The organism is Flavobacterium sp. S87F.05.LMB.W.Kidney.N (genome assembly GCF_004366435.1).
In the GTDB taxonomy this organism is placed as follows: domain Bacteria; phylum Bacteroidota; class Bacteroidia; order Flavobacteriales; family Flavobacteriaceae; genus Flavobacterium.
This window is the reverse complement of record NZ_SODX01000003.1, coordinates 292061-315092: the sequence shown is the minus strand read 5'-3', so window position 1 is coordinate 315092 and position 23032 is coordinate 292061. Positions and strand designations below refer to the sequence as shown.

The following is a 23032-nucleotide window of genomic DNA, read 5'->3' as shown; positions in this document are numbered from 1 at the left end:
CATAATTTAATTAGATTTTTCGCCGATGTTACTTCTTCTTTTCTTAAAACATACCAGAAATTATGTAAGACTGCTTTCCATTTTTTCTGAAACATAATTTCATTTGATCAATTTATTTTTTGATTAAAAAACAGTATCATTTTATACTAATTTTATAGAATTCCTGTCCATAAACAGAACACCCTAATTCTTCTTTTTGCTTCAAAAGCCCTTCATTATAACCTGATTCATTATCTTCATCAACAATACCCATATCGAAAAAGCACTTCCCATTTTGATTATACATCTGTATTAGATTAATGAATAAAAAATCGAGTGCTCTAAATTCTTCTCCTGTTTTTGAAGTTGCACCATACTGTGATTTAACGACATTTTTGGTTTCAAAAATCGTTATTCCGGCAATTATTTGATCATTTTTATATGCAGAAAACTGTTTGATATTTTGAGGAAATTTAGATTTTAAAAGTGTAATTTCTCCTTTAGAATGAACAGGTTTTACGCCAAATTTTTTTAGTAATCGTGGCGCTAAAATTTTTTCCCAAAAAGGATAAAAATTTTGTTCTTCAACAATATATAAATCATTTTTTTTTTCAATTCTTCTAAAGTGCTTTAATTTACTTTTCGAAATCTTTAAAGGCATAGACAAATTAACCGCCAGATTCATTTCTTTTCTTTCTAAAACAGCGCCTCTTTTGATTAGAAAAAACTCGATTTCTTTATTTCCTTCCGAAAAATAAAAATCTGGAATTGGTTTATAATAAAAGGTTTGTATTTTATTTTCTTTCAAAAAATGTAAAATTTCGTCTAAAATCAATGATACTTTTTCTGCCTTCAATTTAGATAAATAGACCAAACCACCGTAAGTAAGTCCTTGATGAGAATACACGGCATTTTCTCGTTTATTGGCTGGAAGAATGGCACGTAGTTTTTCTTCTTCAAAAATTAAAAGAGAGAAGTCTTCAAAACGATCGCGATGATATTCCATAAAATCACGGTGAAATAGAAACGTGGCATTTTTTGCCTGAGCGACAAAATCGTTCCAAATGGCAAAATCATTTTGATTGTATTTTTTTACAGTATATTTTGTCATCAATTATTTATGATCAAATGCTTTTAAATGCCATTTGTATTTTACTGCCAGCAGTCTAATTACAATAATTACAAGTGAAGTAACTAAATATAAAACATCGACGTTTAAATTTAGTGCTCTTAAACCAAAGAATACGAATCCGCCAAAAATACAGATTGTAGCATATATTTCTTCTCTAAAAACGTTCGGAATTTCGTTGCATAAAATATCTCGAATTACACCACCAAAACACGCGGTCATTGTTCCTAAAGCAATACAAATTCCGGGATGAAGTCCAATCACAATTCCTTTTTCGAGACCAATTAAAGTAAAAACTCCCAAACCAATTGTATCAAACAAAAATAATGAAGTTCTGAGTTTATCGAATTTTTTTCTAAAAATAATGGCTAGAAAAAATCCTAAAATAATCACGTAAACATACTGCATATCACGCATCCAGCCTACTGGAGTTCGTCCAATAAGAACATCACGGAGCGTTCCTCCTCCTACCGCGGTGACAAATGCAATGATAAAAACCCCAAACGGATCTAGTTTTTTATGCATCGCGGTTAAAGCGCCAGACATAGCAAACGCCATTGTCCCAATAATATCTAGTAAGTGAAACATTTTTTCTTAAGCTACAAAGATTTAAAGGTACAAAGGTGCAGAGATTTTTATAATTGTTTCTATTTTTTTAGTACTATTTTTATTTCAGGATTTATTCTCTTGATTGCTTCTAAAAATCTGTTTTTATCCTTTGGAGAAATTAAAAGCGTATCATATTTATTATATAAAATTTCTAATCGGTTAAAAGAAAGTGCAGGCGAACTTATAATATTAAAAGTCTCCGATATTGTTTTTATCTCCTTAACTTCAATTAAAAAATTAAAGAAATAGCCGCATTTTATTTTCAGTTTATCGCCTTCAATACTATACATCGTTGTTGAAAATGAATAGATGACATAACTAATTACAAAAATTATGAAAATAAAACCAAACCAATTTTGATCATACGCTAATCGTATTAGAATCAGCGTAAATAATATGCTTACCAGAATTACAAACCATAAATCAATTTTAGATTTGAATTTTTCCATCTATTATTCTATTATTTTTTAACGTAAATAGGACTTCTTTTTAGTAAATAAGTAACAGAATCCATCCAGCTGTCTTTTACTGCTAAAAGCGGTTTACGAGTTTGAGAATATATTTTGGTCGTATTTCTATACATGTCAAAATAAACGGTATAGTAATAATAAACCTGCGTGTTTGCTGTAGTTGTAGAAATATCGTTTGTTTTTATTTTTTTGTTATTGTCGCTTACTTTTGCATTTCCGCTATTATAAGTAGTGGCTGTAGTACCAGAATTTATAGTATAAGAAACTTTTGCAGCAACAATATTATCAACTCCTAATATTTTCTCAAGATCTTCAATTGGAGTTTCATCAATATTATTATGATCTATTCCAGCTTTATGAAGTAAACTATTTGTGGTTCTTAAATCTTGAACTGTTAACGGAAAAATATTTGATGATTTGTCCAGCAGTTTATTGTAAAGATCGTTTTGAGCAAATTTAGCCATGTCTCCTGAGCTTTCCTGCGTATCTGAATTCACGTAAGGAACTGGAAGCACCGCAATTGTATTGGGCTTCATTTCTGACGCTGTAATTGTTGACGAACCTGAAGACGGCGAACTATTCCCAGAACTTACATCAAAAGTTTGTGATCTTCCGCTGGCAAAATCAATTCTTGCAATCTGCGAAATGTCAAGTGAAATTACTAATGTTTCGCCTGGAAGTGAATATTCTACGGTTTTATCAGACATTTTTGAAATCGTACATTCAATAACCTGATAATCTCTTTTTATTATTTTATCCAATTTTTTTCCGCCTTGAGCGAAACTAAAAGCAACGGTAAATAACATTAATATAATGAGGAGTGGCTTTTTACTTTTCATGTTCAGAGTTTTTAATTAAAAATATCATAACTAAATAATCAGTTAAATATAAAAAATTAAAATCTAAAGATTCAAAATAATTCTAATTCCTTAAAGAAAATTTTTACATATGCTGTGTGTAGAAATTGTAGTCTTTTAAAATTACTCGGATAAAATCGCTGTTATTTCCAGATTGATTTTTAATTCCGGTTACACTTTCTATTTTTGCTACCAATTTATAAATGATTTCATGATCATTTTTGGCTTCGGCTTTTTGGTATGTTTCCTTGATGATTCGCATATCATTGTCTGAAAGTTTTATCACTAAAGGATAAGTGGGAACATACGAATCTCCTATTTCTTCTAAAATTGTGTGGCTAATATTAATTTTATTTTTTAACGTTATAACTGCCGTACCCGCAGCCATATCACCCAGGCGCTGAGATTTCTGACTGGTAATTACTGCAATCATTCCTGGTAAACCAAAAAGACTGAAAAAGTCTATTACTCTAAAAAACCATCTCACTAAATAATCGCCAAAACCAGCTTGATAACCGTCAATTTTTACCACTTTAATTTTTACTAATTTTTTTCCAAGCGATTGTCCTTCAAAAATACTTTCAAGAACTAAGGAGTAAACTATAATTGGTGAATACAAGATTAAATATACTGCGCCGCGAGACCAGCTGTCTAAACTAGCCATCAAGCGATCTAATTGAAGCCAGTCAAATAGAACTACTGAAATTGCCGTAGAATAACAGATTATAATGAACAAATCAATGAAAAAAGCACCTAATCTTTCGCCTACAGAAGCAGCAATAAAATTTATTTTGACATTTTGTGTCGTATTAATAGATAATTCTGACATATTTTATATTTTAGCCAACAATGAGAGAAATCGCCTTTATAAAACAAAACAAAGAAAAATGGCTCGAATTTGAGCTGGCAATTTTTGGTAAAGCTAAAAAAAATCCTGATGAATTAGCTAATTTATACATTCAAATGATGAATGATTTGTCGTACGCTCAAACGTATTACCCTAAAAGTAAAACGGTTGTCTACTTGAATCATCTTGCCTCTCAAATTTATCAGAAGATTTACAAAACCAAACGAACAGACAGAAATCAGATTATTGATTTTTTTAAAATTGATGTTCCGCTTTTGGTCTACGAGTACAAAAGGTATTTGCTTTATGCATTTGCTTTATTTTTTGTGACGGTTTCTATTGGAGTACTTTCTGCCCGTTACGATCAAGATTTTGTTCGTTTAATTTTAGGAGACGAATATGTCAATATGACGTTGGAGAATATCAAAAAAGGTAATCCAATGGCCGTATACGGTTCTGGAAGCAATTGGGGAAGTTTTATTGGCATTACTGTCAACAATCTTTTTGTTGGTGCTCGATGCTATTTTTACGGAATTTTTGCTGGTATCGGAACTTTTAATATTTTCCTTCAAAACTGTATTATGCTGGGTTCTTTTCAGTATTTCTTTTACGAGCAAGGTGTTTTCTGGAAAAGCGTTCGAGGAATTTGGATTCATGGTTCTATGGAAATTTTTGCCATTGTTATAGAAACTACTGCTGGATTTATTTTAGGTGCATCTATCCTATTTCCTAAAACCTTCTCGAGAATAAATTCATTTAAGATTGGATTTAAAAACAGTTTTAAAATATTTTTGAGTACTTTTCCATTCACGATAAGCGCTGGATTTTTAGAAGGTTTTATTACCAGATATTCTATCGATATGCCCAATTGGTTAAGCTTTTTTATTATTCTGGTTACACTTGCGATTATCTCATTCTATTACTTGATTTATCCTTTTATTGTGCACAAAAAAATACATTCTTTAACCGCCAAAAATCTTTAAGACCAAGTAATGACAAGATTATTATTTATTTTATCTTTTCTTTTTTGCTGCGGCGTTTCTAAGGCTCAGGATTCAATTGTTATACCACAGGATCCACCAAAAATTGCTGGAATTAAATATACTGAAAAGGACATTCAAATTGATTCGAATTCTGTCGAAGCGAAACATTTTGAGAAAAATTTCAAAAAAAAATACACCGATCCCGAATTTATCTACGAATATAAAGCGCCAGAAAAAAGCTGGTGGGATCATTTTATGCATTGGCTGGCTGGAGTATTTGCCAGTCTTTTCAATTTCAAAAGCGTTAAAACCTCACTGACTTTTGTTGGTATTTTATTTCGGATTTTAGCCGTTTTAATAGTTATTGTATTGATTTACTTGATAGCAAGGAATCTGACAAAACAAGATGGGAGATGGATTTTTGGAAAAAATGCCAATAAGAAAGCGATCTTTTATTCTGATGCCGAAAAAAATATACATCTTTTAGATTTCGAAAAATTAATAAAAGAGAGTATCGAAGCTGGCGAAAGAAGAATTGCTGTACGATATTATTATCTGTGGCTTTTAAAAGTAATGGCGCAGCATAATTATATTGAATGGGATATCGAAAAAACAAATTCAGATTACTTATACGAGTTACAGCAGCCTGCCCATAAAGAAGAGTTTACCTATCTTTCTTATTTGTATAATTACATTTGGTACGGCGAATTTGAAATTGATGATGCAATATTCCAAAAAACTGAAAACAGATTTAAAAAAGCTTTAAAAACCTTCGGCAATGGATAAAAATATGAAAATCTACATTGCGATTCTGGTTTTAATATTAGGCATCGTATTATTAACAGACAAGGGACAGCAAAAACCAATTGACTGGACTCCAACTTATTCTGTCAATGATAAAATTCCATTTGGTTTATACATTTTTGATCATGAAGTTAACGTCTTTTTTAAGAAACAAAAAATCCAAAAAATTTCAACCGAAACGCCTTATGAGTATCTAGATTCTCAATATGATGAAAATGAAAATGTAGAGAATTATAAAATTAAAGGTACTTTCATCAATATTTCTGAAGCCAATAATATTGACGATCAATCTATGAAAGAGATTTTATATTTTGTTTCGCATGGAAATAAGGCTTTTTTAAGCATGAGAGCATTTCCAAAATTATTACTAGATTCTTTAAAAGTAGAATTAAAAACAGATTTTATGCCATCTGAAAATGTTTCAATCTGGATGGCCAATAAAAAAGTCAGTACCAAAAAATATACTTTTAATACTGGTTTAAGCGATTATTTTTCCAAAATAGATACTCTAACTACAAAAGTTTTAGGCTATCAAAACAGCAATAAAAATAAAAGACAGATTAATTTTATTGAAGTTCCTTATAAAAATGGATATGTCTATTTGCATACGCAGCCGGTAGCGTTTACAAATTATAACCTGCTGAAAAAAGACCATTATCAATATGCCGAAAATGTTTTGTCGTACTTTACAAAAGGAGATATATTTTGGTACAATAAAAGTCTTAACGATAAGCGAATTTCAAATTCTCCGATGCGCTATATTTTATCGCAGCCAGCTTTAAAATGGGCATGGTATTTAGCTTTACTTGGTATTTTGATTTTTATGATCTTTAATGCAAAACGTAAGCAGCGTATCGTACCAATTATAAAACCATTGCAGAATTTAACGGTTGATTTTACCAAAACCATTGGAAATTTATATTATCAGGAAGGAGATCACACTAATATTATTGATAAAAAGATTATTTATTTCCTAGAAAAAATCAGAACCGATTATTTGATTGATACGTCAAAATTAGACGATGATTTTATCAAAAAATTGCATTATAAAACAGGAAAAGACGAAAAAGACATTCAAGAACTTATCGACTTAATAAACAATCACAGAAAGAGTTATCACGGAAGTCTGGAAGAAGATTTAATCCGAATAAATACAGCAATAGAAAAGATTTTACATTAATATTTTAGCCACATATTAAAAGATTAACAGAGATTAGTCAAAATCATTTTAATCCTTTAATCTGTGGCAAAAAACAAATAAAAAAAACACCAAATTATGGACGATATCAATACATCAAACGAAATCACAAATGAAAATGTGAATTTTGAAACCAGAATTAATTTAGGACCTCTTTTAGAGCACGTAAATACAATCAAAAAAGAGATTGAAACTGTAATTGTCGGGCAGCATAAAATGGTGGACCAGCTTTTGGTTGCAATTTTGTCAAACGGGCATGTTCTTTTGGAAGGTGTTCCTGGAGTTGCGAAAACTATCACAGCCAAATTATTATCAAAAACATTAAATATTGGTTTCAGCAGAATTCAATTTACGCCAGATTTAATGCCTTCTGATATTTTAGGAACTTCGATTTTTAACCTAAAAACTTCAGAATTTGAATTCAAAAAAGGACCAATTTTCTCTAATTTAATTTTAATTGATGAGATAAATCGTGCTCCTGCCAAAACACAAGCGGCGCTTTTTGAAGTTATGGAAGAACGTCAAATTACAATCGACGGATCTGGTTATCAATTAGAAACGCCGTTTTTGGTAATTGCAACCCAAAACCCAATCGAGCAAGAAGGAACTTATCGTCTTCCAGAAGCGCAATTAGACCGTTTCCTTTTCAAAATCACTATCGATTATCCAAAATTAAATGAAGAGATTTTGATCATTCAAAGAGAACATTCTTTACAAGATCATGGAAAACTAGATGCGATAAAAACAATTCTTTCTTCTGATGAAATCAAAGAATATCAAGGTTTGGTAAAACAAATTAGAGTAGAACAAAATTTACTGGAATACATTGCTCGAATCGTGGTTAATACGCGCGAAAATGCCTTTTTATATTTAGGAGCTTCTCCTCGTGCTTCGATCGCTATTTTGAATGCTGCTAAAGGTTTTGCCGCCATCCGAGGACGTGATTTTGTTACGCCAGAAGATATTAAAGAAGCTGCGATTCCTGTTTTACAGCATCGTGTTATTGTAACGCCAGAACGTGAAATGGAAGGTATTACAAGCTCAGAAATTATTAAACAAATTATCGAAACTGTAGAAATTCCACGATAATTATTAATTATAAATTGTTAATGGTTAATGTTGGGATAAACTTGAAACCTGAAACTTGAAACTTGAAACATCGAACAAATGAAGTTCATAAAAAGTCTATATCTGAATAATTTCTTCTTCTATTTGCTTTTAGGCATAATAGGAATGTTTATTTGTGCTTTTATTTTTCCGAATCTTTATAATGCGGTTTGGCTTATTGTTTTAGGTTTGGTGACTTTTTTAGGTCTTGATATCCTGATTTTATATTTGGCAAGAACTGGACTTGAAGCAGAAAGAATTACGCCGGAAAAATTATCTAATGGAGATTTAAATCCTATTCGAATCAACTTAAAAAATCATTACAATTTTACTGTTTCGGTTAAGATAATTGATGAAATTCCGTTTCAGTTTCAAGTTCGTGATTTCAAGATTGTAAAATCGATCAAAGCATCAACGCAAAAAGAAATTAGCTACGAACTTCGTCCGACAGAACGAGGCGAATATCATTTTGGAGCTTTAAATGTCTACGTATCTTCGCCTTTAAAACTAATTGCTAGAAGATTTGCTTTTGACAAAGACCAAATGGTTCCGACGTATCCATCTTATATTCAGTTAAGAAAATACGATTTAATTGCTTTTTCTAATAATCTTTTTCAATACGGAATTAAAAAAATCCGCCGAATTGGACACACAATGGAATTTGAGCAGATTAAAGAATATGTACAAGGCGATGATTTAAGAACATTAAACTGGAAGGCTACTGCCAAAAGAAATTCTTTGATGGTCAATCAGTTTCAAGACGAAAAATCGCAAACTGTTTATATGGCAATTGACAAAGGCCGTGTCATGCAAATGCCTTTTGACGGATTGAGTTTGTTAGATTATGCTATAAATTCGGCTTTGGTTTTATCAAATGTCATTCTGAAAAAACAAGATAAAGCAGGACTTTTTTCATTTTCTAAAAAGGTAGAAAACAGAGTTTTTGCCGAAAGAAGAGCTTCTCAAATGCAAAAGATCTTAGAAACTTTATACAATGTAAAAACCGATTTTTTCGAAAGCGATTACAGCCGATTATATGTTGATATTAAGAAAAATATCAATCAAAGAAGTTTAATTATTCTGTACACCAACTTTGAAACAATGGACGGATTGAATCGCCAGTTACCTTATTTAAAAGGAATTGCAAAAAGTCACTTATTGGTTGTTGTTTTCTTTCAAAATACCGAACTGAATTCGATCATCAATAAGAAAACAACTACTATTCAGGAAGTTTATGACAAAGTAATTGCTGAAAAATTTATGTTCGAAAAACGATTAATCGTAAACGAACTGAAAAAATACGGAATCCATTCGGTTTTGACACAGCCAGAAAATCTTACGCTTGACGCCATTAACAAATATTTGGAAATTAAGTCTAGAGGAATTTTATAAATTTTCCCTTCTATTAAGTTAAAGTTACCATACGTTATCACGTAAAAATTAATTGATTAAATTAATTAGTTTTGAAAAAAAATCAAAACGATTCATTGTAATTTCAATTAATAAAAAATGAAAAAATTAATCCCAATTCTGTTCATTTTATTAAGCTTTAAATCTCTGGCACAAAAAACAGAAAACATAATCATCATTACTACAGATGGTTTTAGATGGCAGGAAGTTTTTAAAGGAATTGACCCAGCGATTGCCAATGATAAAAAATTCAATCAGGGGGACAGCGCCTATATTTATAAAAAATATTCCAATCCCGATATCAAAGAAGCACGTAAAAAATTAATGCCTTTTTTCTGGTCCGAAATCGCTTCAAAAGGTCAGATTTACGGTAATCGAGATTTAGGAAATAAGGTCGATGTTGCCAATCCGTATTGGTTTAGTTATCCAGGCTACAGCGAAATAATGACTGGAAATGTTGACCTGAAAGTCAATTCAAACAGTTACAAAGCCAACCCAAATGTCAATGTTTTAGAGTTCTTGAACCAGCAGCCTAAACTAAAAGGAAAAGTAGTCGCTTTTGGTGCTTGGGATGCTTTTGATAGAATTTTAAATGAAGAAAGAAGCGGGTTTCCTGTCATTTCTGCCTTTGATAAAGTTGGCGGTAATAAACCTACATCGGCTCAAAAATTACTAAATGAAATGCGTGACAACTCCTATAAGCCTTTCCATCAGGATGAATGTCTCGATGTTTTTACGCATTATCAGGCAATGGATGAACTTAAAACGAAAAAGCCAAAAGTATTGTACATCGCGTATGGCGAAACCGATGAATGGGCACATCATGCACAATATCGTTCGTATTTAGACGCTGCAAACCAAGTCGATAAATGGATCGAGGAAATTTGGAATTTTGTTCAAAATGACCCGCAGTACAAAAACAAAACTACTTTATTTATAACGGTTGACCACGGCCGAGGCGACAAAGTAAAAGCACAATGGACAGACCATGGTTCAGACGTTCCTGGTGCATCTGAAATTTGGTTTGCTGCAATGGGACCTGAAATTGCTCCAAAAGGCGAAATTAAAACCGACTCTCAAGTGTATCAAAAACAATTTGCTCAGACTTTAGCAAAAATTATGGGATACGATTTTAAAACGTCCCATCCTGTAGAAAAAGAAATTTCAGAATTATTCTAACGAAACCAAAAACCCAAAATAATTAACCATTTTAAACCAATTCAATGAAAAAAACATTACTAGTCGTTTTGTTATGGACGATCTCTATTTTCAAAATGGCTGCACAACAGCTGGACACGCTCACAGCTTATTACGACAAAATTGAAAAATCCTTCAATTACGAATCGGGAAAAATTACACTTCCTGAAGGCGACGGAACTTTAAATGTTCCTAAAGGTTTCAAGTTTTTAAATGCAGAGCAAACCCAAAATGTTCTAAGTAATTTATGGGGAAATCCAGAGGATAAATCCATTCTGGGTTCATTAGTTCCTGACGGAAAAGGTGTCACACACATGGACAGCTGGATGTTTGTAATCAGCTATCAAGGTGATGGTTATGTAAAAGATGATGATGCCGATGATATTGATTATGATGATCTTCTTAAAACTATGAAAGAAGATGTTGCAACTGCAAATGTAGAGCGAAAAAACGCTGGTTATCCTGAAGTTCAATTAATTGGATGGGCTTCTAAACCTTTTTACGACAACAAGTTAAAAGTACTTCACTGGGCAAAAGAATTGCAGTTTGGCGTTGATAAAAACCACACTTTAAACTACGATTTAAGGGTTCTGGGAAGAAAAGGAATGTACAATATTTCGGCTGTTGCTGGTGTAAATCAGTTAGAAGAAGTAAAAGCAAGTATTCCTGGAATTATCAAAAGTGTTGAGTTTAATGATGGAAACAAATATTTAGATTTTGATGCCGATACAGACACAGTCGCTGCTTGGACAATTGGCGGTTTAGTTGCTGGAAAAGTATTAGCAAAAGTTGGATTTTTCGCCATTTTAGCAAAATTCGGAAAGTTCATCGTAATCGGAATTATTGCCGCTTTTGCAGCCGTAAAGAAATTTCTTTTTGGTAGCAAAGACCAAGTTGTTGCTAGACCTGCAGAAGAAGAAACTGCACTTTTAGAAGAAAATAATTCTACAGAAGAATAGTTTTTTGCCGCGAATTTCACGAATTTACACGAATTCATTTTTGCATTACTGCGAGAAAAAATTAGTGGAAATTCGTGAAATTCGCGGCAAACTTTTTTATAAGACTTACAAGGTTTTAAAAACCTTGCAGGAAGAAAAAAACTCTGTACCTTTGCCCCTCTGCAACTTTGAGCCTTTAAAAAAATGAAACAAATCACTTCAATTCAAAATCCGTTTATAAAATCTTTGGTTTTACTTCAAGAAAAATCCAAAGCCAGAAAACAAACCGGAACATTTTTAATTGAAGGTTTAAGAGAAATTTCATTAGCAATAAAAGGCGGTTATGAAATTGAAACGGTTTTATTTTTACCAGAATTAGTTTCTGAAAATGAAATCAACAAACTGATTCAGAATCCGTTTCAAATTATCGAAATCAATAAAGAAGTTTATCAAAAACTGGCTTATCGCGATACTACCGAAGGAATTTTGGCTGTAGCTAAAAGCAAATCACTAAAATTATCCGATTTAAAATTATCGGAAAACCCATTAATTCTAGTTGTTGAATCACTGGAAAAACCAGGAAATATTGGTGCCGTTTTACGTACTGCAGATGCAGCCAATTTAGACGCTGTTTTAATTGCCAATCCAAAAAGTGATTTATACAATCCGAATATTGTGCGTTCAAGTGTGGGCTGTCTTTTTACCAATCAAATTGCAAGCGGAACCACTTCTGAAATTATTGCTTTTTTAAAAGAAAAAAAGATTAATTTCTATAGCGCAACTTTACAAAATTCAACTTCTTATCATACTCAAGATTTTACTGCTCCAACCGCTTTGGTTGTTGGCACAGAAGCAACAGGTCTAACGCAGGAATGGCGTGAAGCTGCTACTCAAAATATTATTATTCCGATGCGGGGCGAAATTGACAGTATGAATGTTTCTGTAGCTGCCGCGATTTTAATTTTTGAAGCGAAGCGCCAGAGAGGATTCTGATTTTAGATTTTAGTCCCGAAGCCTCGGGATAGATTTTAGATTTTCTAAAAGTCGCTTCGCTCCTTTTTGGAATTTGGGATTTAAAAAATTTGGAATTTTACCCCTTCAAAAATCTACAATCTTTCCCGAGGCTTCGGGACTAAAATCTACAACCGCAAAACCTTGTGTATATAGAAACTAATTCTTATTTTTAGTACTTGAACTATGCCGTTATGACAGAAATAGATATTGAAAAAGAAAATAAAGCTATTGCGCAGGAATACAAGGAATTACTTCGAATAAGTTACCAAACTTTAAGCCCAGCTGATAAAAAATTAATTCGAAAAGCTTTTGATGTTGCTGTTGATGCCCACAAAGAGCAGAGACGCAAATCGGGAGAAGCGTATATCTTTCATCCTATTGCAGTTGCAAAAATTGTTGCCTCAGAAATTGGTCTGGGAGCGACTTCTATTGCCGCGGCTTTACTTCACGATGTTGTAGAAGATACTCCAATTACAGTTGAAGATATTGAGCGTTTGTTTAATCCGAAAGTAGCGCAATTGGTTGAAGGCCTTACTAAGATTTCGTTAGTTCAAAAAGATTTGAATGCTTCAATGCAGGCTGAAAATTTCAGAAAAATGATTCTGACATTGAATGATGATGTCCGCGTTATTCTCATTAAATTGGCCGATCGTCTTCATAATATGCAGACAATGGATTCGATGGCGGAATATAAACAAACCAAAATCGCATCTGAAACTTTATATATTTATGCTCCTCTAGCCCACCGTTTGGGACTTTACAATATAAAAACCAAACTTGAAGATTTAGGCTTAAAATATACCGAACCAGCTGTTTACAATGATATTGTCAGTAAAATTCGTGAAACCAAGGAAGAACAAGATGCTTACATCAAAGATATTTCTGATGTTTTAAAGAAATCTCTAGACAATGAAGGTATTGATTATATCATCAAAGGCCGACCAAAATCTATTTATTCTATCCGTAGAAAAATGCGTGCTCAAAATGTAAGCTTTGATGAAGTTTACGACAAATTTGCACTTAGAATCGTTTATAAATCGGATGCCCACGATGAAAAATTTGTGGCATGGAAAATCTATTCAATCGTAACCGACCATTACAGACCAAGCCCGAGCCGTTTACGTGATTGGATTTCGTCACCAAAATCTACCGGTTACGAAGCACTTCACATTACAGTAATGGGACCAAAAGGACGCTGGGTTGAAGTTCAGGTGCGAAGCGAACGTATGGACGAAATTGCTGAGAAAGGATATGCTGCACATTATAAATATAAAAATGGAGCAACAGAAGAAAGTGGTTTAGATGTTTGGCTGAATCTTTTGAGAGAAGCATTAGAAAACCCTGAAACCAATGCAGTAGATTTTGTTGAAGATTTCAAAATGAATTTATATTCAAAAGAAATTTTCATTTTTACGCCAAAAGGAGAAATCAAATCACTGCCTAAAGGAGCGACTTCTTTGGATTTTGCTTTTAGCATTCACTCTGAAATCGGAATTAAGACTCGAGGAACACGTGTAAACGGAAGATTAGTTCCTTTGAATTACGAACTTAAAAGTGGTGATCAGGTTGAAGTAATTACTTCTCCAAATCAGAAACCAACGGTAAACTGGCTGGAATACGTAACGACTTCTAGAGCAAAAAATAAGATCAAGAATGTTCTGAACGAGAACACTAAAAAGATCGCAGAAGAAGGAAAAGAATTGCTTATTAGAAAACTGAAACATTTAAAAATTACTTTTAACGAACAGGTTACAAACGAGTTAGTTAACTTTTTTAAACTCAAAACGAGCTTAGATTTATTTTATAGAGTCGGAATCGGCGCGATTGAAAATCAGCAGTTAAAAGATTATGCCGCTCAGAAAAGCAATTCGTTTATCAATTTCTTTAAAAATAAAATCAAAAGAAATAAAGATACGACTGCAGCTGAGGATATTCATAAACCAGTTATCAGCAGTAATTACGACATGCTGGTTTTTGGAACTGAACATGACAAACTCGATTACAAACTTTCACAATGCTGTAACCCTATTCCTGGTGACGATGTTTTTGGTTTTGTGACTATTAATGAAGGAATTAAAGTACATAAAAAAGATTGTCCAAACGCAATTGGAATGCAGTCTAATTATGCGTATCGAATCATGAGCGCTAAATGGATTGACTCGTCGCAAGAGGAATTCAAAGCGATTATCAATATTACGGGAATGGATGTTTTAGGACTTACCAACCAATTGACAAGAGTAATTTCGAACAATATGAGCGTAAATATCCAGAGTATTTCGCTGAGTACAGATGCAGGAATTTTTCACGGTCAGATTGCTGTAATTGTAAAAAATAACACCATTTTGAAGAAAATGATTAATGCAATTAAGAAAATTGACGGAGTTGATAAAGTTACCAGAGAATACAGAACCTAACTTTTTAACCTATCTATAAGGGTTTTATAACTAAACTTTAAACCCGAAACTTTTATTGATTAAAAATAAAAATTTATCTTTGCCGGATATGACACTCATTTCAACTGACAACACTAAAAATCAAGAAATTGTAAAAAACGTATTTACAATGTATCTTGAACAAAAAGGGCATCGCAAAACTCCTGAGCGTTATGCTATACTTCAGGAAATTTACGACAGCGAGGAACATTTTGACATAGAAAATCTTTATATCAAAATGAAAAACAAAAACTATCGTGTGAGTAGAGCTACTTTGTACAACACGATTGAGTTATTGTTAGACTGTGCTTTGGTTAGAAAACATCAATTTGGGCAAAATCAAGCTTACTACGAAAAATCATATTTCGACAAACAGCACGATCACATTATCATGACTGATTCTGGCGAAGTAATTGAATTTTGTGACCCAAGAATTCAAACCATCAAAAAAACAATCGAAGAAATATTTGATATCGAAATTACGAATCACTCACTTTATTTCTACGGAAACAAAAAAGAAAAACAATAATCCAGAAAGGAATTATTCAAAAAAATAAAAAAAAGAAAAATTAACTACATAATCAGTAGGACAAATTAGATTGTCCCAACGCAAATTAAAACAGAATGACCGTAGATTTATTACTAGGATTACAATGGGGAGATGAAGGTAAAGGAAAAATTGTTGACGTTCTTACCTCAAATTATGATATTATTGCACGTTTTCAAGGAGGACCAAATGCAGGACATACATTAGAATTTGACGGAATCAAACACGTACTTAGAACAATTCCTTCTGGAATTTTTCATAAAAATTCAGTAAATATCATCGGAAATGGTGTTGTAATTGACCCAGTAGTTTTTCAAAAAGAAATTGAAGGTTTAGAGAAATTCAATCTTGATATCAAAAGCAAATTGATCATTTCTAGAAAAGCGCATTTAATTTTACCAACACACCGTTTGCTTGACGCCGCTTCTGAAGCATCAAAAGGAAAAGCAAAAATTGGTTCTACACTTAAAGGTATTGGGCCAACTTACATGGACAAAACTGGTAGAAATGGTTTGCGTGTTGGAGATATCGAATTAGAAGACTTCAAAGAGCGTTACAGAGCATTAGCAGACAAACACGAAGCTATGATTGCTTTTTACGACGTTAATATTCAATATAATTTAGCTGAATTAGAAAAAGAATTCTTCGAAGCTATTGAAGAGCTTAAAAAATTAGATTTTATTGATAGTGAAGAATACATGCACCAAGCTCAAAAAGCTGGTAAATCTATTCTTTGTGAAGGTGCTCAGGGATCTTTATTAGATGTTGATTTCGGAACTTATCCTTTCGTAACTTCATCAAACACTACTGCAGCTGGAGCTTGTACTGGTTTAGGAATTGCTCCTAACAAAATCAAAGAGGTTTACGGAATTTTCAAAGCTTACGTTACACGTGTAGGAAGCGGACCTTTCCCAACTGAACTTTTTGACGAAGTTGGTGCTACAATGGCAAGAGTGGGTAACGAATTTGGATCTGTAACAGGAAGACAAAGACGTTGCGGATGGTTAGATTTAGTAGCTTTAAAATATGCTGTACAAGTAAATGGAGTTACTCAATTAATGATGATGAAAGGTGATGTACTTTCTGGTTTTGAAACTTTAAAAGTTTGTACTGAATACAACTACAAAGGACAAAATATCTCTCACTTCCCTTACAACATTGAACCAGAAAATGTTACTCCAATTTACAAAGAGTTTAAAGGATGGAAGCAAGATTTAACAGGACTTACAACTTACGATCAATTACCTGTTGAGCTAAAAGAATATATTGAGTTTATTGAGAAAGAAATCGAAGTGCCAATCAAAATTGTATCGGTTGGACCTGATAGAAAACAAACAATAACAAAATAATACATTTAAAAACGCTCTGATAATCAGGGCGTTTTTTTTGAATAATATTGATATGAGAAAAAATCCAGAAATAGAAATTAAAGAAACTAAGTTATTATCCGATAATTGGTATATTTTAAACCGTGTTTCATTCAGCTATAAAAAAGAAAACGAAGAACCTGAAATACACAACCGCGAAGTTTACGACCGCGGAAATGGCGCAGGAATCTTATTATATAATTCAACTAAAAAAACGGTTATTTTAACACGTCAATTTCGTTTACCAACTTTCCTTAACGGAAATAAATCTGGAATGATGATTGAAGTCTGCGCAGGACTTTTAGACAAAGACAATCCTGAAACTGCGATCATTCGTGAAACTGAAGAAGAAACTGGTTATCGCATTTCTAAAGTCCAAAAAGTTTTTGAAACTTATATGTCTCCAGGCGCCGTAACAGAGATTTTATATTTATTTGTTGGTGAATACGACGAAAGTATGAAAGTTAGCGAAGGCGGCGGATTAGATGCCGAACAGGAAAATATCGAAGTTTTAGAATATACTTTTGATGAAGCTTACAAAATGATTGAATCTGGAGAAATTACAGATGCTAAGACTATTTTGCTTTTACAACATGCTAAAATAAAAGGTTTGATTTAGCACGATTTATTTACTCAAATGTAAATCAAACAAACAATTCAAAAAATTATGTAACCCTTTTCAGCTATCACATTTATAACTTTACAATCATAAAAATACAACCTATGAAAAAGTTATATTACACAGCAAACGCGTTACTTATTTTGATTTTGACTTTAGCAGTTTCCTGCAAAAAAAGCGATACAATCAATTTAACTGAGAATAATAAAACTACTAAAAAAGCAATTGAGTATAAAAAACCGGAATCTGCTATTACATATAAAGTTGAAAACACTAAAGACTGGCTGAAAATTAATGAAGCTGACAGCAGTAAAATGGATATTGTATATGCACTAAACAGGACTGATAAAGCCAACTTTAAAAAACTAGATTCTGTTGTAATTCCTGGAGATTTTACTGGCGATTTAGTATATTATCTTCCATTTCCATTGCATGTTTCAGCTTTACAGGAAGTTTCAAAGATTATTCTTTTTTCATATCCGACACAAACTTTTGCCGCTTACGAAAATGGCGAGTTAGTTTACACAGGGCCAACAAATATGGGAAGAAAAAAAGATCCTACACCAACTGGACTATTTTTCACGAATTGGAAAGCAGAAAAAACTACCAGTACATTTAATGACGAATGGGATTTGAAATGGAATTTCAATATCGAAAATAAACTTGGAGTTGGTTTTCACCAATATGAACTGCCAGGTTATCCTGCCTCGCATTCTTGTTTAAGATTATTAGAGAAAGATGCTAAATACCTTTACAAATTTGCTGATGAATGGATTTTAAAAGACAAGGAAAATGTAAAAGTAAAAGGAACTCCAGTTGTAGTTTTTGGAAGCTATGATTTTGACGGACCAAAACCTTGGCTAAAATTAGCCACTGATCCCGAAGCTTTAAAAATATCAGAATCGGAAATTGAAACTCAGGTAAAACCGTTTCTAAAAGAGATCCTAGAAAATCAAAATCTAAGAGAAGCCGAGCCAACAAAAACTATGTAAAATATATTTATTTAGTAAAAAAGTCAGCTGAAACGATTAAATATTGTTTCAGCTGACTTTTTTTATGCCTTTCAAAATTACAAAGTATTCGGCTAAAGCCTTTCCCCTATTTTTTCCAAAATCTCCAGCTAAAGCTGGAGCCTATTCAATTGATTATAGCCAATCGCACAAAACCTCAAACAAAATCATCAACCACGAACAAATCAACCTTTAATAATCAATAACCAATCATTATCCATTATCCATTAACCATTAACCACCAACCATTAACCACCAACCATAAACCACCAACCATCAACCACCAATAAAACCTCAGTCCCTCAGCACCCTTGTCTCTCTGCACCTATAAAAATAATAAATAAGCGATCGTTCATTTATTATTTATTTATATCTTTGCATCATAATTAATTTAGAATTATGAGGACAAGAGATATTAACAAAGAAGAAATTGTAAAACAGAAAGCAATAGAAATGATTGTTAAGCAAGGTGTTGAAGGTTTTGGAATGAACCGTTTAGCAAAAGAATGTGGGGTTTCTGTTGCTACGCTTTACATTTACTACTCAGATAAAGAAGATTTGATCCGGAAGATTGGAATTGAAATTGGCAGTAATCTTTTCAATAAAATGCTTAACGGGTTTTCTCCAGAAATGTCTTTTAAAGACGGATTGAGAAATCAATGGGAAAATCGGATTGACTTCCTGCTTAATTTTACTTTAGAAGCAACTTGTTTTGAACTCTTGAAACACTCTACTTACGGTGATGCAATTTTAGCAGAAATTACCGGCGAATTTAAACAAACTATGTCACAATTTATGCTTTCTTCAATTGAAAAAAAAGAACTTGTTCCTGTCACTTTTGAAGTTTTTTGGAGCATTGCTTACGGTTCACTTTATTCTCTTTTAGAACTTCATAGAGAGGGAAAATCGATGTCTGGAAAATCTTTTGTACTTAATGACGATCTAAAAAATGAAACTTTTAATTTGGTTTTAAAAGCACTGACACCTTAACATTATCAAAATGCAATTTTAAATTTCAATATCATATTAAATTCAATTTTAATAAAATGAAAACTTCAATTATAGAAAATAAAAAAATAGCCATTATTGGCGGCGGTCCTGTTGGACTTACAACTGCCCGAATTTTACAAATAAATGGTGCCGATGTTACGGTTTATGAAAGAGATATAAATGCTCAAGCTCGAACTTCGGGCGGAACGCTTGATATACATTCAAATTCTGGTCAGTTGGCAATTCAAAAAGCAGGCTTAATGGAGGAATTTCTTAAATATGCCCGACCGACTGGCGAAAAAATGGCCGATATGGACGGAAATATAACATCTGACGAAATGCCAGATGAAACAAATGCTTTTTCACGCCCAGAAATTGACCGAAATGATCTCCGAAAAATAATGCTGGATAATCTTGAAGAAAATACAGTTGTCTGGAACAGTCAATTAATTAATATTGAAAAAACTGAAAATCAATATTTTTTAGAATTCAAAAATGGAAAAACTGCAGTCGCTGATTTCGTAATTGTGGCAAACGGAGGAAGATCGAATGCTAGAAAATTTGTAAGCGATCAAGAACCGCAGCTTTCTGGAACCTATATAATTCAGGGAGAAATATCAAATCCAGATCAAGAGTATCCTGAATTTAAACCTAAGTATGGTAACGGAAATGTGATGGCAATGGGTGATCATAAAATGTTTTACACCCATACCATGCGAGATGGATCAGTACATTTCGGGGTTTCTTTTAAAGCCGATGAAAACTGGATTCTGAACAACGGAATTGATTTTGAAGATGATCAAGCTGTAATTTCATTTTTAAACGAAAAGTTTAAAAACTGGGGAGACGATTATAAAAAATTCTTTACTGCTTCTAGTGAATTTTCAGGTTTACCTTTAAGATTGTTTTCACTAGAAGAACCTTGGAAACAACATTCTAACATTACTCTTGTCGGCGATGCAGCGCATTTAATGCCGCCGTTTGCAGGTGAAGGTGTAAACATGGGATTATTTGATGCTTATCATTTAACTAAAAACCTAACCGAAGGAAAATTCGAAACAATTGACGATGCAATTGCTGATTACGAGAAAAAGATGTTTGGTTATGCTCTAGAAGCACAGCGTATGACGAAGAAAATGGAAGATTTACTGCATTCTGATATTGTTGCACAAGATATTTTAGATAGCAGGTTTTAATAATTATGAAATTAATTTGAGTATTTTTCAATAATTTTGAAAGATTGAAACTATAATCAAAGATTAAAATGTCAAAACAATCGCTCGATATTTTTGGAGAATTCTTAGTTAAAAATTTAAGAGACAATGGAATTGAAAATGCAGAAACCCTTTTAAACAATAAATCTAAAGCGCCTTCAAATTTAAAAATACAAACTGAAATTAGTAAATTTAATGAATCACAAAAAGAGTTAATCAAAGAAATTATTATTAAAAGTATTGATACAGCAATTCATAATTTTCTTTTTTCATTACAAGAATTGGCTGATTTTGAAAACAATATTCAAATATCAGTAAATGGGGAAAACATCGTTGAACTTAGCGATGGAATTCATGGGGAATCTTATTCAGAAGATGGATGGAATGCTAAATTTAGTAAGTACAAATCAAAAGAATAAATTCAAAAATGACTTCTTCAGAAAATAATAGAACTTGCAAAAAAGGGCATCGCTATACCAAAACTAGTGACTGCCCTACTTGTCCTATTTGCGAAGCGCAGAGAAAACCAAAATCAGGACTTTTATCTGTTCTATCAGCTCCCGCTCGAAGAGCTTTAGAAAGTAAAAATATAAATACGGTCGAAGATTTATCTAAGTATAGTCAAGCAGAAATTTTATCTTGGCATGGAATTGGTCCAAGCAGCATTCCAAAATTATTAGAAGAATTAAAAAAGAATGGTATTAGTTTTAAAGATTAACAACTAAAAAAGGCGTAAGAACTAAATCTTACGCCTTTTGCTTTTATATAAAAAACTAAAAATTATCTAGAATAATTTGGAGCTTCTTTTGTAATAGTTACGTTATGTGGATGACTTTCAGTGATTCCGCTTGAAGTAATTCTAACGAAACGCCCAGATTCTTGTAAAGTTGGAATATCTTTTGAACCACAGTATCCCATTCCAGCACGAAGACCTCCAATAAATTGAAGCATACTTTCGTTTAATTCACCTTTATAAGGAACACGTCCAACAATTCCTTCTGGAACTAATTTTTTAACATCGTCTTCAACATCTTGGAAATAACGATCTTTAGAACCTGTCTGCATAGCTTCAACAGACCCCATTCCGCGGTAAGATTTGAATTTTCTTCCTTCGAAAATGATAGTTTCACCTGGAGATTCTTTTGTTCCTGCTAATAATGACCCTAACATTACACAGTCAGCACCGGCAGCGATTGCTTTAGGAATATCACCTGTATAACGAATTCCACCATCAGCAATAACTGGAACTCCAGTTCCTTTAATAGCTGCAGCAACTTCTAAAACTGCTGAGAATTGAGGAAAACCAACACCTGCAACGATACGTGTCGTACAGATAGAACCAGGACCGATTCCAACTTTTACACCGTCAGCACCGTTTTCTACTAAATATTTAGCAGCTTCTGGTGTTGCAATGTTTCCAACGATAACATCTATTTGAGGGAATTTTGATTTTACTTCTTTTAATGTGTTTACCACACCTTCTGTATGTCCGTGTGCTGTATCGATAATGATTGCATCTACACCTGCATTTACCAAAGCTTCAGCTCTTTGAACTGCATCTCCAGTAACTCCAATAGCAGCTGCAACTCTTAAACGACCAAATGAATCTTTGTTAGCGATTGGTTTTTGGGTCAGTTTTGTAATATCTCTAAACGTAATTAAACCAACTAATTCGTTTTTCTCGTTTACAACTGGTAATTTTTCGATTTTATGACCTTGTAATACCACTTCTGCCTGCTCTAATGAAGTTCCTTCAGAAACAGTTACTAAGTTTTGGCTTGTCATAACCTCAGCGATTGGTCTTGCACCATTTTTCTCGAAACGTAAGTCACGATTGGTAACAATTCCTTTAAGGATTTTGTTTTCGTCAACGATTGGAATACCTCCGATTCCGAATTCTTTCATGGCATTTTTAGCGTCAGCGATTGTAGAGTTCATTGGTAATGTTACCGGATCGATAATCATTCCTGCTTCAGCACGTTTTACTTTTCGAACTTTTCCTGCCTGTTGTTCGATAGTCATATTTTTATGTAAAACACCTATTCCGCCTTCTTGCGCCATAGCAATTGCCATTGCACTTTCTGTAACAGTATCCATAGCAGCAGATACAATCGGAACGTTTAATGTAATGTTTCTTGAGAATTTTGATTTGATACTCACTTCGCGGGGAAGCACATTCGAGTAGTTAGGTACTAATAATACATCGTCGTAAGTTAAACCTTCGCCGATAATCTTGGAGTTGTGTGCTATCATGTTGCAATTTCTAGTTGAATTGCGTGCAAATATAGTGAATAAATTGGAAACTTGAATA

At 32.9% G+C, this 23032-nt stretch carries 23 protein-coding genes; 17 read left to right on the top strand and 6 right to left on the bottom strand.

Annotated elements, in window-relative coordinates; translation table 11 throughout:
- Positions 1 to 136: 136 nt before the first annotated feature.
- The 5 genes from EDB96_RS10655 to EDB96_RS10635 form a co-directional block, all read right to left on the bottom strand.
- The gene (locus EDB96_RS10655; RefSeq protein WP_134140706.1) at positions 137 to 1090 is read right to left on the bottom strand and encodes a FemAB family protein; all 954 of its coding nucleotides are present in this window, start codon (positions 1088 to 1090) and stop codon (positions 137 to 139) included.
- Between the two features lie 3 nt (positions 1091 to 1093).
- Positions 1094 to 1696, bottom strand: coding sequence for a trimeric intracellular cation channel family protein (locus EDB96_RS10650; RefSeq protein WP_134140705.1), 603 nt, complete (start codon positions 1694 to 1696; stop codon positions 1094 to 1096).
- 59 nt (positions 1697 to 1755) lie between these two features.
- On the bottom strand, positions 1756 to 2166 hold the full coding sequence (locus tag EDB96_RS10645; RefSeq protein WP_057119099.1) for a PH domain-containing protein: 411 nt from the start codon (positions 2164 to 2166) through the stop codon (positions 1756 to 1758).
- Between the two features lie 11 nt (positions 2167 to 2177).
- Positions 2178 to 3026 (bottom strand): hypothetical protein, encoded by an 849-nt coding sequence (locus tag EDB96_RS10640; protein ID WP_134140704.1) that lies wholly within the window; start codon positions 3024 to 3026, stop codon positions 2178 to 2180.
- Positions 3027 to 3129: 103 nt separating this feature from the next.
- Positions 3130 to 3873 (bottom strand): RDD family protein, encoded by a 744-nt coding sequence (locus tag EDB96_RS10635; RefSeq protein WP_134140703.1) that lies wholly within the window; start codon positions 3871 to 3873, stop codon positions 3130 to 3132.
- A 20-nt stretch (positions 3874 to 3893) separates the two neighbouring features.
- Between EDB96_RS10635 and EDB96_RS10630 the strand changes: the two genes are divergently transcribed.
- From EDB96_RS10630 to EDB96_RS10550, 17 genes are all read left to right on the top strand, one after another.
- A complete protein-coding gene (locus EDB96_RS10630) occupies positions 3894 to 4874 on the top strand; it encodes a stage II sporulation protein M (RefSeq protein ID WP_134140701.1) in 981 nt (326 codons plus the stop codon).
- 9 nt (positions 4875 to 4883) lie between these two features.
- The gene (locus EDB96_RS10625; protein WP_134140700.1) at positions 4884 to 5660 is read left to right on the top strand and encodes a DUF4129 domain-containing protein; all 777 of its coding nucleotides are present in this window, start codon (positions 4884 to 4886) and stop codon (positions 5658 to 5660) included.
- On the top strand, positions 5653 to 6858 hold the full coding sequence (locus tag EDB96_RS10620; RefSeq protein ID WP_134140699.1) for a DUF4350 domain-containing protein: 1206 nt from the start codon (positions 5653 to 5655) through the stop codon (positions 6856 to 6858). The genes EDB96_RS10625 and EDB96_RS10620 overlap by 8 nt, the downstream gene beginning before the upstream one ends.
- Before the next feature lie 96 nt (positions 6859 to 6954).
- On the top strand, positions 6955 to 7965 hold the full coding sequence (locus tag EDB96_RS10615) for an AAA family ATPase (protein ID WP_134140697.1): 1011 nt from the start codon (positions 6955 to 6957) through the stop codon (positions 7963 to 7965).
- A gap of 78 nt (positions 7966 to 8043) precedes the next feature.
- Positions 8044 to 9375, top strand: a complete 1332-nt coding sequence (locus tag EDB96_RS10610; protein ID WP_134140695.1) for a DUF58 domain-containing protein — start codon at positions 8044 to 8046, stop codon at positions 9373 to 9375.
- Between the two features lie 117 nt (positions 9376 to 9492).
- Complete coding sequence (locus EDB96_RS10605) at positions 9493 to 10572, top strand: phosphoglyceromutase (protein ID WP_134140694.1); 1080 nt, start codon at positions 9493 to 9495, stop codon at positions 10570 to 10572.
- A gap of 44 nt (positions 10573 to 10616) precedes the next feature.
- Positions 10617 to 11549 (top strand): DUF2167 domain-containing protein, encoded by a 933-nt coding sequence (locus tag EDB96_RS10600; protein WP_134140693.1) that lies wholly within the window; start codon positions 10617 to 10619, stop codon positions 11547 to 11549.
- Between the two features lie 183 nt (positions 11550 to 11732).
- A complete protein-coding gene (locus EDB96_RS10595; RefSeq protein WP_134140692.1) occupies positions 11733 to 12521 on the top strand; it encodes a TrmH family RNA methyltransferase in 789 nt (262 codons plus the stop codon).
- Positions 12522 to 12733: 212 nt separating this feature from the next.
- A complete protein-coding gene (locus tag EDB96_RS10590) occupies positions 12734 to 14956 on the top strand; it encodes a RelA/SpoT family protein (RefSeq protein WP_134140690.1) in 2223 nt (740 codons plus the stop codon).
- Between the two features lie 88 nt (positions 14957 to 15044).
- Positions 15045 to 15503: a Fur family transcriptional regulator gene (locus EDB96_RS10585; protein ID WP_057119866.1), complete on the top strand. Its 459-nt coding sequence runs from the start codon at positions 15045 to 15047 to the stop codon at positions 15501 to 15503.
- A gap of 95 nt (positions 15504 to 15598) precedes the next feature.
- Complete coding sequence (locus EDB96_RS10580; RefSeq protein WP_057119127.1) at positions 15599 to 16870, top strand: adenylosuccinate synthase; 1272 nt, start codon at positions 15599 to 15601, stop codon at positions 16868 to 16870.
- Positions 16871 to 16922: 52 nt separating this feature from the next.
- Positions 16923 to 17507 carry an NUDIX domain-containing protein gene (locus tag EDB96_RS10575; RefSeq protein WP_134140688.1) on the top strand — a complete coding sequence of 195 codons (585 nt, stop codon included), beginning with the start codon at positions 16923 to 16925 and terminating at the stop codon, positions 17505 to 17507.
- Positions 17508 to 17611: 104 nt separating this feature from the next.
- Positions 17612 to 18499 carry a L,D-transpeptidase gene (locus EDB96_RS10570; protein WP_134140687.1) on the top strand — a complete coding sequence of 296 codons (888 nt, stop codon included), beginning with the start codon at positions 17612 to 17614 and terminating at the stop codon, positions 18497 to 18499.
- 417 nt (positions 18500 to 18916) lie between these two features.
- Positions 18917 to 19507 (top strand): TetR/AcrR family transcriptional regulator, encoded by a 591-nt coding sequence (locus tag EDB96_RS10565; protein ID WP_057119134.1) that lies wholly within the window; start codon positions 18917 to 18919, stop codon positions 19505 to 19507.
- Between the two features lie 56 nt (positions 19508 to 19563).
- Positions 19564 to 20703: an FAD-dependent oxidoreductase gene (locus EDB96_RS10560; protein ID WP_057119136.1), complete on the top strand. Its 1140-nt coding sequence runs from the start codon at positions 19564 to 19566 to the stop codon at positions 20701 to 20703.
- A 68-nt stretch (positions 20704 to 20771) separates the two neighbouring features.
- Complete coding sequence (locus EDB96_RS10555) at positions 20772 to 21140, top strand: DUF6547 family protein (RefSeq protein ID WP_057119139.1); 369 nt, start codon at positions 20772 to 20774, stop codon at positions 21138 to 21140.
- Positions 21141 to 21148: 8 nt separating this feature from the next.
- Positions 21149 to 21439, top strand: a complete 291-nt coding sequence (locus tag EDB96_RS10550; protein ID WP_134140685.1) for an RNA polymerase alpha subunit C-terminal domain-containing protein — start codon at positions 21149 to 21151, stop codon at positions 21437 to 21439.
- 62 nt (positions 21440 to 21501) lie between these two features.
- Here the strand turns inward: EDB96_RS10550 and guaB are convergent, their stop codons facing one another.
- Complete coding sequence (gene guaB, locus EDB96_RS10545; RefSeq protein WP_057119143.1) at positions 21502 to 22974, bottom strand: IMP dehydrogenase; 1473 nt, start codon at positions 22972 to 22974, stop codon at positions 21502 to 21504.
- Positions 22975 to 23032 lie beyond the last annotated feature (58 nt).

Coding starts and splice junctions, on each gene's coding strand:
- EDB96_RS10645 (WP_057119099.1), bottom strand. CDS start 2,166: ATGGAAAAATTCAAATCTAAAATTGATTTATGGTTTGTAATTCTGGTA.
- EDB96_RS10580 (WP_057119127.1), top strand. CDS start 15,599: ATGACCGTAGATTTATTACTAGGATTACAATGGGGAGATGAAGGTAAA.
- EDB96_RS10650 (WP_134140705.1), bottom strand. CDS start 1,696: ATGTTTCACTTACTAGATATTATTGGGACAATGGCGTTTGCTATGTCT.
- EDB96_RS10630 (WP_134140701.1), top strand. CDS start 3,894: ATGAGAGAAATCGCCTTTATAAAACAAAACAAAGAAAAATGGCTCGAA.
- EDB96_RS10570 (WP_134140687.1), top strand. CDS start 17,612: ATGAAAAAGTTATATTACACAGCAAACGCGTTACTTATTTTGATTTTG.
- EDB96_RS10565 (WP_057119134.1), top strand. CDS start 18,917: ATGAGGACAAGAGATATTAACAAAGAAGAAATTGTAAAACAGAAAGCA.
- EDB96_RS10555 (WP_057119139.1), top strand. CDS start 20,772: ATGTCAAAACAATCGCTCGATATTTTTGGAGAATTCTTAGTTAAAAAT.
- EDB96_RS10610 (WP_134140695.1), top strand. CDS start 8,044: ATGAAGTTCATAAAAAGTCTATATCTGAATAATTTCTTCTTCTATTTG.
- EDB96_RS10655 (WP_134140706.1), bottom strand. CDS start 1,090: ATGACAAAATATACTGTAAAAAAATACAATCAAAATGATTTTGCCATT.
- EDB96_RS10585 (WP_057119866.1), top strand. CDS start 15,045: ATGACACTCATTTCAACTGACAACACTAAAAATCAAGAAATTGTAAAA.
- EDB96_RS10550 (WP_134140685.1), top strand. CDS start 21,149: ATGACTTCTTCAGAAAATAATAGAACTTGCAAAAAAGGGCATCGCTAT.
- EDB96_RS10575 (WP_134140688.1), top strand. CDS start 16,923: ATGAGAAAAAATCCAGAAATAGAAATTAAAGAAACTAAGTTATTATCC.
- EDB96_RS10615 (WP_134140697.1), top strand. CDS start 6,955: ATGGACGATATCAATACATCAAACGAAATCACAAATGAAAATGTGAAT.
- EDB96_RS10595 (WP_134140692.1), top strand. CDS start 11,733: ATGAAACAAATCACTTCAATTCAAAATCCGTTTATAAAATCTTTGGTT.
- EDB96_RS10635 (WP_134140703.1), bottom strand. CDS start 3,873: ATGTCAGAATTATCTATTAATACGACACAAAATGTCAAAATAAATTTT.
- EDB96_RS10620 (WP_134140699.1), top strand. CDS start 5,653: ATGGATAAAAATATGAAAATCTACATTGCGATTCTGGTTTTAATATTA.
- EDB96_RS10640 (WP_134140704.1), bottom strand. CDS start 3,026: ATGAAAAGTAAAAAGCCACTCCTCATTATATTAATGTTATTTACCGTT.
- guaB (WP_057119143.1), bottom strand. CDS start 22,974: ATGATAGCACACAACTCCAAGATTATCGGCGAAGGTTTAACTTACGAC.
- EDB96_RS10590 (WP_134140690.1), top strand. CDS start 12,734: ATGACAGAAATAGATATTGAAAAAGAAAATAAAGCTATTGCGCAGGAA.
- EDB96_RS10560 (WP_057119136.1), top strand. CDS start 19,564: ATGAAAACTTCAATTATAGAAAATAAAAAAATAGCCATTATTGGCGGC.
- EDB96_RS10605 (WP_134140694.1), top strand. CDS start 9,493: ATGAAAAAATTAATCCCAATTCTGTTCATTTTATTAAGCTTTAAATCT.
- EDB96_RS10600 (WP_134140693.1), top strand. CDS start 10,617: ATGAAAAAAACATTACTAGTCGTTTTGTTATGGACGATCTCTATTTTC.
- EDB96_RS10625 (WP_134140700.1), top strand. CDS start 4,884: ATGACAAGATTATTATTTATTTTATCTTTTCTTTTTTGCTGCGGCGTT.